The 12,341-nt window shown below is 60.3% G+C and carries 11 protein-coding genes; 3 read left to right on the forward strand and 8 right to left on the reverse strand.

Going from position 1 to position 12,341, the window contains the following annotated elements; all coding sequences use genetic code 11:
- Window positions 1–726: 726 nt before the first annotated feature.
- Window positions 727–2,442: a sulfatase-like hydrolase/transferase gene (locus GL4_RS01190; protein ID WP_045363649.1), complete on the forward strand. Its 1,716-nt coding sequence runs from the start codon at window positions 727–729 to the stop codon at window positions 2,440–2,442.
- Window positions 2,443–2,631: 189 nt separating this feature from the next.
- On the opposite strand, the gene GL4_RS17070 is transcribed toward GL4_RS01190, so the two are convergent.
- The 5 genes from GL4_RS17070 to GL4_RS01215 form a co-directional block, all read right to left on the reverse strand.
- The gene (locus GL4_RS17070; RefSeq protein ID WP_082025390.1) at window positions 2,632–3,516 is read right to left on the reverse strand and encodes a putative capsular polysaccharide synthesis family protein; all 885 of its coding nucleotides are present in this window, start codon (window positions 3,514–3,516) and stop codon (window positions 2,632–2,634) included.
- A gap of 17 nt (window positions 3,517–3,533) precedes the next feature.
- Window positions 3,534–4,208: an SDR family NAD(P)-dependent oxidoreductase gene (locus GL4_RS01200; protein WP_082025746.1), complete on the reverse strand. Its 675-nt coding sequence runs from the start codon at window positions 4,206–4,208 to the stop codon at window positions 3,534–3,536.
- A 90-nt stretch (window positions 4,209–4,298) separates the two neighbouring features.
- Entirely contained in the window at window positions 4,299–5,273 is a 975-nt protein-coding gene (locus GL4_RS01205; protein ID WP_045363658.1) for a phosphoglycerate dehydrogenase, read from the reverse strand.
- 3 nt (window positions 5,274–5,276) lie between these two features.
- Window positions 5,277–5,960, reverse strand: coding sequence for an acylneuraminate cytidylyltransferase family protein (locus GL4_RS01210; protein WP_045363661.1), 684 nt, complete (start codon window positions 5,958–5,960; stop codon window positions 5,277–5,279).
- Entirely contained in the window at window positions 5,957–6,994 is a 1,038-nt protein-coding gene (locus GL4_RS01215; RefSeq protein WP_052464023.1) for a glycosyltransferase family 2 protein, read from the reverse strand. The genes GL4_RS01210 and GL4_RS01215 overlap by 4 nt, the downstream gene beginning before the upstream one ends.
- 234 nt (window positions 6,995–7,228) lie before the next feature.
- Between GL4_RS01215 and GL4_RS01220 the strand changes: the two genes are divergently transcribed.
- Together GL4_RS01220 and GL4_RS01225 are read left to right on the forward strand one after the other, a co-directional pair.
- Entirely contained in the window at window positions 7,229–8,122 is an 894-nt protein-coding gene (locus GL4_RS01220; RefSeq protein ID WP_045369181.1) for an SMP-30/gluconolactonase/LRE family protein, read from the forward strand.
- A gap of 91 nt (window positions 8,123–8,213) precedes the next feature.
- Window positions 8,214–9,398 (forward strand): hypothetical protein, encoded by a 1,185-nt coding sequence (locus GL4_RS01225; protein WP_045363664.1) that lies wholly within the window; start codon window positions 8,214–8,216, stop codon window positions 9,396–9,398.
- Window positions 9,399–9,439: 41 nt separating this feature from the next.
- Here the strand turns inward: GL4_RS01225 and GL4_RS01230 are convergent, their stop codons facing one another.
- The 3 genes from GL4_RS01230 to GL4_RS01240 form a co-directional block, all read right to left on the reverse strand.
- Window positions 9,440–10,252 (reverse strand): ABC transporter ATP-binding protein, encoded by an 813-nt coding sequence (locus GL4_RS01230; protein ID WP_052464025.1) that lies wholly within the window; start codon window positions 10,250–10,252, stop codon window positions 9,440–9,442.
- Window positions 10,253–10,256: 4 nt separating this feature from the next.
- Window positions 10,257–11,027, reverse strand: coding sequence for an ABC transporter permease (locus GL4_RS01235; RefSeq protein ID WP_172653268.1), 771 nt, complete (start codon window positions 11,025–11,027; stop codon window positions 10,257–10,259).
- Between the two features lie 175 nt (window positions 11,028–11,202).
- On the reverse strand, window positions 11,203–12,303 hold the full coding sequence (locus GL4_RS01240; protein WP_045369185.1) for a hypothetical protein: 1,101 nt from the start codon (window positions 12,301–12,303) through the stop codon (window positions 11,203–11,205).
- Between the last annotated feature and the right edge of the window lie 38 nt (window positions 12,304–12,341).

Here is a 12,341-nt window from a genome sequence, read left to right on the forward strand (position 1 = left end):
CATAAAAGTGCGTCCAAGGCAAGGCGGATTGCCAGGGCCGTACCGCAATGCGTGCCCAGAGCAATTGTTGTCACGGTGCGCGTGTTGAGTCGAAATGCGGGAGGTGGATCAATACACAGGGCCCCAGAGGGAAATATTTATCTTTCTGGCTTAAATATTTCGTCAAAAACTCTATGAGATATACATAACAATATTCGTGATATTGTTGTGATTATTGGAAAAATATTGTTATTACGCAATTTTATCTCATATCGCAATCATGGTGCTATCACCGGCATTCTTTTTGACTTGCGGTGTGCTGCCCTTTTTAGGGCTCTGCATCGCCGTCGCTGTAGAGATTCTTTGTCTAGCCGTCCTTCGCTCCACTTCGTGGTGCGGAAGAAGTTCTACCAAATTCGAGAACGGGAACGGCCTTTGGTCGGTCGTCACCCCCGTCGTGGGGTGCCAGCACAGATCACGGATGTGCGTGCAGGTTTGTGGCGTGGTCATCCGTTGCGATTGGCATGTATCGGGAAAAATGTCCGTCGCTTCAATGGCGACGGCATGATGAGCAAGGAATGCTCGTTGGCTCTAGGCTGCGCCAGCCAGACGGTCGAAGACGCGACCATAGCCGCCCCGCGCCTACAGGCAGTTCCGCGTGAGGGTCTGCTGGTCGACACGGACTACGATCGGAGCGGACCACCGATGCGGAGTAACTTTCAGCAACGTCCAAGGTGAAAATTGATCATGCAATCGGCACCGTACCCGCGGGCCTGGGGACAAATTCTGGGAAGTGCACTCGCGCTGTCGGTCTCCATCTTCCTGCTTGTCCCATCGTTTTTCTATCAAACTCAGGCTGCTAGCATTGCTCTCCCGTTTGGGAACTTCCTTTTGCTAGGTTCCTTGGTCGGCGCCTTGCTTGCGTTCACGCTTGCGGCGATCGCAATTCTGGTCAGCAGATGGCTTGACCTGTCTCGCCTCTATAGCGCGCTCGCAATCGCAATTACCGTAAAGGCGATATTTCTTGCGTCCTATGTTCCGCTTCTGGACGGGGATGTTCAGTTCCCCTCTATCCAGTCAGCGACAGGTATTTGGTCTGCCGTATCGCTGCTGATCGCGCTGGTTCTCGGGTTCGCCGCGACGTTTGTATTCAACCTAAGGGCCGGACCCGTCCTCGTCGCCGTCCTTGTATTCAGCCTTCAGCCGCTCTTGGATACGCGGAACTGGAGTTGGAGTAGGTCGGCCCTCAGTTCCCAGAAGAGCGTAGAGCCGGATGCCTTGCTGTCGTTTTCCAAGAGCAAGCACAACGTGCTTATCGTTTTGATAGATACGTTTTCTTCGGATGTATTCGCGGAGATTTTAGAGGAAAAAGAAAAATTTCGCCAAGAATTTGCGGGCTTCATATATTTCTACAATGCCATTTCCTATGCCCCTTACACTATGATGTCCATGCAGAATGTTTATTCTGGCCGAGAATATAATGGTGGCGACATTGTAAAAATATATGAGTCGATCCGGAGCGATAGCCTGTTTGCAGATTTTGAGAAAAATGGCGGTCAAACCACGCTCGGCGGCTTCTACTTTTTCCGAAAGTGTCCCGCACAGGAATGCTGGACAGAAAATGAGATTCTTGGAACGACGCCAATAGATACATCAATATTGGATTACATTGAGTTGCTTGAAAATGGTCTGCTGCGCATTTCGCCAACATTCCTTCAGGGTCAGATCTACAACTCCGGCAATGGGAGGCTCGGAAAATACTTTGATCCGGATAAGGAGCCGGGTCGTATTTCCGCGGAAGTGATTAGCGAGTTTACGCAGAAGCTACAGGCGATTGAGAGCGGACCGCAGCTTAAGTTTCTCCACTTGATGACAACCCATTCGCCGCTAGTTCTTGATGACCATTGCCGTACTGTAGATGAAATGTCGCACCAACGACGCAATTACAAGAAGCAGGCGACATGTGCCGTTCGCGGGTTGGTCGCCATGTTGGCAGCCCTGAAAGCGTCAAATGTCTACGACAACACGACTATAGTGTTGCTCGGAGATCATGGCGCCAGCATCGTCGGCCGCAAGCCGGATCGACGCTTCTTCGACGCCGTGGCTCCGACGGTGGGACGCGTCGGCCGGTTCAGGCCCGTTCTCGCGGTAAAACCCGCAGGCGCCGACGGACCGTTTTCGGTATCGGGCGCACCAGCTCAACTTGGAGACATTAGGAAGACACTTTGCGCACTGTCGAGTGACTGTCTCGCAAGCGTGCCGGGAGAGAGCCTGTTTTCACTGTCCTCAGACGCCGATCGCGAAAGACCATTTGTCGATTACGACAATCCCACCGTTGTGCGCAGCGCGAAAGAATCCGGCGAGATTCCAGAGCGTCTTCTTACGCGGTACACGATCGGAGGCTCATTGGAGTCGTTGTATGAAACCTATGACCCGGGCGCCGTTTCCAAGCACACGCGTTAGGTTTGATCCCGACCCTTTTGGCGCGATGGTGGTAATCCCTGAAACGGATGCGTCTTGGTCCCGGTGATGTTGAAATCAATCAGTTGAACGGCTCTCGCTCCAGAGTACCGCCCGGGCCGCTTCGAGCAGCAGCGCGACATACGGGTAGCAACACGTCCCGGTGCCGCTAATAAGATTGGAAGTCGCGGGCTATTCCGCGAGATGTTGCTGCGCCATGCGAAGGAGCTCGTCCTCGGTCCAAAAATGCCTAGCGAATTTCGAGCCATACATCTGCTCGATATATTCTGGCTCCAGAGCAACCTGCTCCTTGAACGCCCGATAGGCCGCCGCATACGGCTTCATCTTGGAAGAGTTCTCTACGGCCAGCGAGATCGGCTGCCCCACGAAATCCGAGACCTCAGCCTGCTGCCGCTCAAGCTCAGCATCCATTCGCATGACCAGGAATTCAAACGCGTCTTTGCGATAACGCCCAACGCGGACCTCGCGATCAAAGTCTTCTGCAAAAATGTCGAAGTCGACACCGTCATTGAACTCCCGATCGAACCACTCGAGCGGCAACCTGTGGGGATAGCGCGCCTTGAAGGCTTTGACGAGTTGATCTGTAGGCGCCTCGTGCGACAAAGCAAAAACATGAAGATTTTCGAAGAACGCGGAGATGTTCCGAGCGATCGGTTCTCGAACCATCGTGATAATCCGCACCGGACGAGCGTCGCTCGCTATGATCTCTACGGCCTTTTTTGATGCTTCGACGTGCGGGACACGCGGAGGCCTAATAGCCTTTGTCGCACCGTTCCATTCCCGCCGAAGGAGCGGCAGAAGACCAACTTCTCGTGGCCGAGAGCGCGACGGCGCAGCCTGAAAACCTCCGCGACGTAAGCATCCCAACAATTCCGATGAATCTCGGTACTTGCGGAGGGCCGCCAGCCAACGGCCCCACTTAACGGTCGCATGCACGTTGGGCCGTATAGAGTGCATATGAAGCGTTGGGATGTGCGCGCGCTTGAGCGCCCGCGAAACGGTGCTGGTGCCCACCTTGCCCATGGTCCAAACAAGTATAGGGGTTGCCTCCGACATTCTGCCCTCTCTCAGAGCTATATCCAGCCACCATCGACGACGAAGGTTTGATGGGTGCACATTGCACCATCGTCCGCAGCCAGAAACAATGCCATGCGCGCAATGTCGTCGGGCATGACCCGGCCAGGCAGGCATTGTGCGTTATCGATCTCACGGTGCGCTTCTTCGTCTACCCAGCGCTCTAGCTGGCGCTCGGTCATCGTCCAGCCGGGTAGCAACGCATTCACGCGGATTTTCTTCGGCCCCAAGAGGCGCGCCAAAGTCCGCACCAGGCCATGAATGCCGGCCTTCGCCGTCGTGTACCCCACCATCCCTGTGGTGTTGTTCAACCACGAGATGGAACCGAGACAGATTATGGCGCCGCCGCCAGCGGCTTCGATTGCCGGATACGCCGCCTGGGCCGCAAAGAACTGGTGCTTCAGATTGACGGCGAGGCAGTCGTCCCACAGATCAGGGGTAACCTCATCCAGTTCGTGGCGCGTGTCGTTCGCGGCGTTGGCGATCAGAACCTGAAGACCACCGAGCGCAGCGGCGGTGTCCTTGATGGCTGCTTGTAGCTGCGGCGCGTCTGCGACGTCGCAGACCACGAAACGCACCCGCCCGCCGAGCTGCGCAGAGAGAGCCGACCCGGCCTCCTCGTCACGGTCGAGGAACGCGACCTTGGCGCCTTGCGCCGCAAACGCCTCGACCATGGCGCGGCCGATACCGGTCGCCCCACCGGTGATGACGACAGCGCGATCCCGGAGGCTTGGATAAGTCGCAAACTGGTCGCTACCGCCCAATCAAGCCACTCTGTTCGGTGTGAAGTCCAAATCCTTGAGGCCGAGCACGTGGAGCAGAATGTCCGTGGTCATCGCGTTGACCCGCGCAACGGCCTCGATTGTATTCGATCCGTTGTGTGTGCTGAAGACCGCTGTATCGAAGCCGTGAAGCGCGCTGGTTTGCGGCAGGGGCTCCACCTCGAAAACATCGAGCCCCGCGCCGGCGACTTTGCCGCTCTCGAGCGCCCGGCACAAAGCAGCCTCGTGGATCAGCGGCCCCCGGGACACGTTGACGATATAAACGCCTTCCTTCATCTGCGCGAAGGTTTCGTCACGCAGGAGATGCCGGCTCTCGGGTGTCAACTCGCAGGCGACGAGGATGGCATCGCTTTGCGCAAACAAGGCCGGCAGGTCGACCTGCATGACGCCGAGAGCGGACAGCGTCTCCTGATCGATCTCCCGGACGTCATACCCGATCGTTTCCATGCCGAATGCAACGGTACGCTTTGCTATAGCCTGGCCGATCGAGCCCAGACCGATCACGCCCGCCGTCATGCCGGCAAGGGACCGGCCCGGCACTTTACGCCAGCCGCCCTCTCTAACCGAGTTGTGCATGTGATGCGTCTGACGCAGGACGTTCAGCAGCAGGCTGAGCGCGAGATCGGCGACCTCGTTGGCGAAGGTGCCAGGCGTGTTGTAGACAGGGATACCGAGTTCGGCGGCTTTCGCCTTGTCGATCGAGTCCGTCCCGATGCCCCATTTGATGACGGCCTTGAGCTGGGACGACTTTCCGGCCTCCAGAACGCTCGCATCGATCTCGTCGTCACCGGCGATCACCGCGTCAACGCCGACGATGGCCTCTCGCATGGCTGCCGCATCGAGCTGCTGCCCTTCGATGGTCGGCAGGATCGGTTCGACGCCGGCGGCCTCATAGAAGGGACGGAAGTCCTCGAAATAGCGTTGCAGATGGTGGCAAGTCACGAGTGCTCTGTACATCGCTCACGCGCCACGCGTTTCTTTGAAGATCAAGTCAGCGATGCGGAAATCGATCTCTTCGTCGATATCCTGCGCCTCGAGCGGATCCATCTCGAACATGATTGGACGGTTCCCGATGCGGTTGTGCCGCTGCTTCATGAGATCGCCGGGAAAGATGAAGATGCACGAATTCTCTTCGTAGATCGGCGGCAGGTCTTGCGTCCGCAGCAGGATGTTCGGGTTGTGGTTTACCGCGCGGGCCAAGCCATCCCAAAGCCGTGTCTGCAGCCGCGTGACCGAAAACAGCGAATCGTAAATCGGGTATTGGTCGAAGAACATGTCGACGGCGCGCTGCATCGTGTCCTTGCTGAGCAGTGGATTCGTCGAATGCGTCTGAAGATAGAACTCCGACGGAACCTCGTTGATGTCGTGCAGCAGGACATCGTTCATAGGCGTCATGCCGCCGAGCAGGTGCTCCGGGCGGTCCAGTACGAGAACATCCGGGAATTGGTCGGTACACTGTTCTTTGATGAGGTTGCTATCCGTATCGATGACGATCTTGTCGATCTGCGGACACGAGAGCATCACCTCGACCATGTGATGAAAGAGCGGGCGCCCGTCGCCGAATGGGCGATAGTTTTTCCCTGGTACGCGCTCCGAGCTGTGCCGCATGGGCATGAGTGCGACCAGACGATACGGTGAACTCATCGATCTCCTCTTACAATCCGAAGGCTTGGCGCCGCGCCATCGCCGTCTCCATCGCGGGGCTCCGCCTGGGCATCGGCGCTCGGCTCGTTCTCATCGAGCAGTCGGTCGTAGTCGATCGGGCGCCGCTCCACCGCCGCGTGGCCGTGGTGATGATGGGGCCGGGTTGGGTAGTAGAACCGCGCCCGGAGCTCGGCGGAAACGTCTGACGGACCGTTGAACCCGCGCCAGGTCCCGAGCAGCTGATTGTAGCGGAACTTGCAGATCGATCCCCACTCGCGGCGGAGAACGCCTTGCTTCAGGGCATGCATCCCATCGGACAAGACGTGTTGCGCGAGGAGCCAGCCAAAGTCCAGCCGCGAGAACTTCGCATGCTCGTCGATGGCGCGCATGGCGATCGCCTCGCGGCGGTAGCGGTTTTGCACCTGGTCCCAGGTCTCGTCGTGCAAATGCACAATCTCCGCTTCGGCCGTATAAGCGAGGAGGTAGCCCTTCGCCTGCACCGACTTGGCCCAAGCGAGGTCTTCCAGGCCGGTGAGGGCCTCGTCATAGGGATGATCCTCCCAGGTAGCCTTCCGGATCGCCGCATTCGCGTTGTTGCAGAAGTAGTTCTTCTGGGGAAAGACCGAGTGGGGCGGAAACCAGCGGGCGAAAATCTGATGCTCGGAGAACTTGTTCACATCGCCGCCGCGCTGCCGCCCGTAGGTGAGCGCGACGCGGTCGTCCTCGAATGGAGCGACTAGCGTCTCGAGCCAATCGTCGTAGAGCGGGTAGACATGCGCGCTCACGAACACGCAGATGTCCCCGGTCGCCGCCGCGCAGCCGAGGTTCAGAGCCCGGCCGAAGGTGAACTGGTGCTTGTCGATGGGCACGACCCGGCAGCCGTAACGCCGCCCGATCTCGACGGTGCTGTCCGTGGACCCGGAATCAACAAGGATGATCTCGTCGGGCGCCTTGCGCTGAGCTTTTAGGCCAAGCAGAAGCTTCTCGAAATGCTCCTCCTCGTTGAAAGCCCGGATCACGATGGAAACGCGCATACAGCTCCCCCAACGACGCCTGACGCACCCAGAACGCGCGGCATCGGCCTCATGTAGGCCGCATCGCATCGCATGGGTCAAGGGCAAAATGCCCGCCCCCCGGCGGCCGCTGAGGCTGCAAATCGGCCCTTCCGAAAACACCGCCTGCTGGCCCGCGCCGGGACGGCAATGCTATGAGGGGCTGTGGGCCGTTTCGAGGCAACGACGTGCCCCGCCACAGGGAAGACCTTGATTATGAATACATTCGTCTCTGAGGCGCCCGCGATCGCGGCCGATGTGACCTGTATTTGGCGGGCAGGCGCGGTGCTCGGCGAAGGCCCGGTCTGGCACGACGCCGAGAAACGTCTGTATTGGACCGACATCAAGAGCTCGCGGCTCCACGCCTATCGGCCGGCGGACGGGAACATGCAGCAATGGGAGCTTCCCTGCAGGGTGGGATCGGTCGGCGTTCCGCCCGCCAACTGGGTGCCACCATCGGAGTTCGCGGGCACAGCACTTCTCGCCTGCGGCGACTGGGGTCTCATGTGGCTTGGGGTAAGCACCAAGGAAGTTACCGCGACCCCCATCGCGGACCCAGAATCGGACCTGTTAGAGAACCGCTACAACGACGGCAAGATCGGGCCGGACGGTCGCTATTGGGCCGGCTCGATGCATGACGCCGAAACCGAGGCCACGGGCAGTCTCTATGCCTTCACGCCCGCCGGGCAATCGATGCGTCTCGACACCGGCTACCACGTGACCAATGGGCCCGCGTTCAGCCCCGACGGCCGGACGGTGTATCACAACGACTCCGCGCTCCAGACCATCTACGCCTTCGATTTGAACCAGGACGGAACGATTGGGAACAAGCGGGTCCTGGCGCGCTTCGGGCCGGACGAAGGATATCCGGACGGGATGACCACCGACCGCGACGGGAACCTATGGGTGGCCATATGGGGCGGCGCCCGGATCGAGAAAGTCTCACCCCAAGGCGAGCGCCTCGGGCGCGTAGCGATACCGACGCCCCAGGTGACCTCCTGTGCCTTCCAGGGCGACGACGAGACCGTCCTCTACGCCACGAGCGCAAAGATCGGCCTCGAGGCTCCCGAGCCCCTCGCGGGCGGACTGTTCAGGATCACGCTGGCATAGACACGCGCCGCATGCCGGTGGTCCTAGTGGGCCCCGAGGCCGCGGAAACTCGCTCGTGACAAATCGCACCAGAACGGCCAAAACCAATCCCATGGCAACGGCGACGACACTCGTAATTGTTGGAAATGGCCCGTCCTTGCGGGGGTTCGACTTCGAACGGCTGGCGCAAGCCGACTGCATCGGAATGAACGCGGCCTATCGCTTTTGGCGCGAGACGGGGTGGTACCCGCGCTACTACATCTGCCTGGATTTGGTGGTCGGCCTGTCGCACAAGGAGGCAATCGCGGATCTCATTCGGGAGTCCCGTTCGAACGGGATCGAGCGATTTTTCCTGAGACAAAACCTCATCGAAGCGCTCCCCGCGGACGTTCAAACGGCGCCTGGCGTCGTCAACTACGATGCCTGGGCGAAGCAAGAGCCCTTTCTGTCCATCAATCCGCTGACCACGGGCAGCCACTCCGCGCTCATTGGCGCGCTGCTCGGCTACGACCAGCTCATTCTCTTGGGCATCGACTGCGGCTATGTCGAGCAGGTCAGCGGCTCGAAGCTTTCGGGTCGCACGCTTGAGATTGCCGCTGAACCGGGCCGGAATCCCAACTACTTCTTCGACGGCTACCAGCAGGTCGGCGACAAGTACAACGTGCCGAACCCGCAACCCGACCTCCACATCCGGAGCTGGCGCGCCGTTGCGCCGATCCTCGAAAGGGCTGGCGTCGCCGTTTGGAACTGTAACCCGCTCTCCCATGTCGATGCGTTCCCGTTTCGCCAGCTGGACGATTTCGAGGACACGCTGGGGCAGCGCCTCCCCCCGTGGGATGGGCACGCAGACAGCCTGCGCGCCACGGGGCGGAACGGCACGGCGGCTACATCGCCGCCCACACAGTCATCCCTGGCGCGGCGCGCCGCGCGGACACTTTGGGCTCGGAGGCGATGGGTTGCGGCGGCCTTGGCCATCGCTCTGGTGGTGTTGCCCTTCGCCTTGACGGCGGCCTTCAGCGCGCCGGCTTGGCTGCTCGTAGCCGCGAACAGCGTCATCGTTCTCGTCCTGCTTGCGGGCCTGGCGGCGGAGCTGCGCAGTCCGGATGCCCTTGCGCGCCCGGAGGCAGGCAATGGCCGCGATCCGGGCGCGGTATCGAACATGCGGGCGACGGCCGCCTTCTCCAAGGCATCCGTTGTCGCCCAGGAATTGAAGTCGCTCGAAGAGCGGCTCGACACGCGGGAGGATCGCGACCACAGCGAATACCGGCTGGAGACGACAGGAAAACCTAGCGACTAGGATTTGGTTGGAGCTGTCGCGCGGCGCCGACTACCGCCGCGCTATTTGTCCTGAGCGCCGTCGTTATAGAGCTCGAGGGCCTCGTCCAAGCCCCCGTAGAAAAGGACCTTGCCCTTCGACAACACCAAGCCGTGCGTACACAGATTCCGCATCAGCTTTTCGTTGTGTGTGGCGATGATCAGACCACGGCTCTTTTCGACCAAGGAATTCATCCGCTCCTGGACTTTGCCGCTGAAGCGCGCGTCGCCCGCACCGAGCCATTCATCCAGCAAGAGAATATCCGGCTCCACCATCGTCGAAATACTGACGGCAAGACGCAGACGCATGCCGCTCGAATAGGTATTGAACGGCTTCTCGATGGCGTCGCCGAGTTCGGTGAACTCGACAATCCCCGGAACGAGGGATTTGATCTCGTCGAGATTCAGCCCCATCTGCAGCCCGCGCATGTAGATGTTCTCGAGCCCGGTTGCATCCTGCAGCATCCCAAGGGACACATCGAACAGCCCCTTGGCTGTGCCTCGCACGGTCAAGGTCCCGCTGCTCGGCGTGTAGATCCCCGCCAGAACGCGTAGCAATGTGCTCTTGCCGGCGCCGTTCGCACCGATGAGCCCAAGCCGCTCGCCGTGGTTGACGGTGAATGACACATCTTCAAGCAGCGTCGAGACGGAGCGGTTGGTGCCGCCGAAATACAAATCCCGCAGCAGCCGCATGGGGCTGATCCTGATGGACCGGTCGTTCGCCTTGAGGATGGGAATTCTCAAGGCGAGGTTCTTGGCCTCGACCAACGGGAGCGCATCCGTTTGCGCTACCGCCTTGCCGGCGCCGGTCTTTGGAGCAAGTTCGGTCACGGACATGACGTTACACCCAAAGCGGCACGAGCCGCGCGAACCGCCTGTGCATCTCGTTCGCCAGGAAGAAGCCCCCGACGGTAATCGTCAGGACGACGATCCAACTTGTCATCGAAATAGGCATTCCGAGAAGCGGCGCCCGGACGATCTCGAGGAAGTGGTAGAACGGATTCAGGAGTAGATAGATCCCAAGCATCTGGCCGCGGGTGGATGTGGCCATCCAGATAATCGGCGTCGCGAGGAAGGCGACCCGCATGATGGCGGAAATCATCTGATGGAGATCGCGGTAACGCGCGCCCACAATGCCGAAGACGATCGACAGCCAAAACCCGTTTGCCACGATGATCGCAAGGCCTAACAGGCTGACGAGCGCGTACCAGGAAAACGGGAAGCCGTAGATCGCAAATACAACGACCAGAATCAGAACCTGGTGGATGAACTGCAAGAATATCGAAATAACGTCGACGACCGTAATCTCGATCAGGGTCATGGACCCCTGGAGGATCTGAGCGCGGTTACGCGGGTAGACCGTCGTACTCTTCGTCACGAAGCCGCCGAGCAAGGTCCAAAGGATCACGCCGATGGCCAAATGGGGTACGAAGATTTCCGCGGGGACGTCGTTGACCCTCTTGAAGATGCCGCCAATGATGAAAATGAAGATCGATGGGCCGGCCAGAAGCCAAAATGGACCGAGGGTCGTCTTCCGGTAGGTCACGACGAAGTTGAACCAGGCGACGTAGAGCCAGCGGTGCCACCGATTCCAGTCCAAAGCTGAATCCAAGATCACGAAAGTGCCCTTACCCCAGGGTTTGCGCGGGAGTTCCAAAGGAACGCCCCCTAAGGGGCAAGCGCATAAGTGGCTTGAAACCGAACGTCAAGCCGACAGGCGGCTCCCCTCTCCGGCCTATCGAGCGCAATACTATGTCGCGCATAGGGCAAACCCGCTGGTCACGGCCTCATGAGAGGCCACCGGCATCGGCGATAATGTCGCAGGCGTCCTCGATGCCAGATGCTCGTGCGGCCGGCATGGCCGGTTCCCTAAAAACGGCGTCTAACGCGGCACGGAGCGCCTGCTCCCCGAACCCACTCGGCGTCAGCGCGAAGCGGGCGTTGGCCGCCGCCCACGACAAGAGAAAGGGCGACTCCGGCCAATCGTCGCGCGGCGCGCTGATCAGCGCCGTCCCGTTGCATGCCGCCTCGACGAACGTGGCATAGCCAACCTTGCCGATTACCGCATCCGCCGAGGCCAAGACATCCGCGAACGGCAGCCCAAGCGACCGAACGTCATTGGTCCCATCCGCAGGACCTGAGACGCCTGCGCCGGCGAGCCAGTGGATACCTTCGAGTGGCGGCAGGATGAGAGGGTCGCCCCCCGGAATGCCGCCAAGGGTGACGAGCACCAGCTTGCGGTGGGACGGCACACCCAAAGCGGCGTCGATCTCGCCGCGCCGGTCACGCCCGACCCGCGCAACCGGCCCGATCGAGCGCCTGTTCGACAGGTCCGTCATGGGCATGTGGGGTTGGACTTGAAGGAAGAGGTCCGCAGAACGGTAAGCGCCGCCGATGGTCTTTAGGACCGCCTCGGCGTCCGGTGCCGCGCCGCAATAGGTGCGGTAGATGTCCCCCCAGTTGATGGAACTCAGGCCGATCGCGGGAAGGCCGAGGCGTTTCGCCGCCGCGATCGATAGGTAGGAAACATCCGACACCAGGACCGCCGGTGCGAGCGCAGCAAGACGGGCCGCTTCCCGTTCGACGTGAGTGTCCCAATTGTCGCACAGACGACGGTGCGCTTCGGCGCTCGCGGAGGGATCCACGGCTGTCGGGCCGTGCATGACCATCGTGGCTTCCGTCGGCGGCGGCGCCAGCTCGATGCGGCTGCCGACAAAGTCGCGCACGACGGCCGCCGTAAGGGCGGTTCGCACGACGATGCGGCAGCTTGGATGACGTGCCCGGAGAGCCTGGACAATCGGGGCGACCTGACCGAGATGCCCGAACCCGTGACCCGAAACGTCGAAGACGGCGGTCGGACCCGCGCCACCCGCTTCATCAGTTACCATGGCTCCCCTGTCGAACCCCGGTGTGCGCATTTGCGCAA

It is taken from the genome of Methyloceanibacter caenitepidi, assembly GCF_000828475.1.
In the GTDB taxonomy this organism is placed as follows: Bacteria; Pseudomonadota; Alphaproteobacteria; order Rhizobiales; family Methyloligellaceae; genus Methyloceanibacter; species Methyloceanibacter caenitepidi.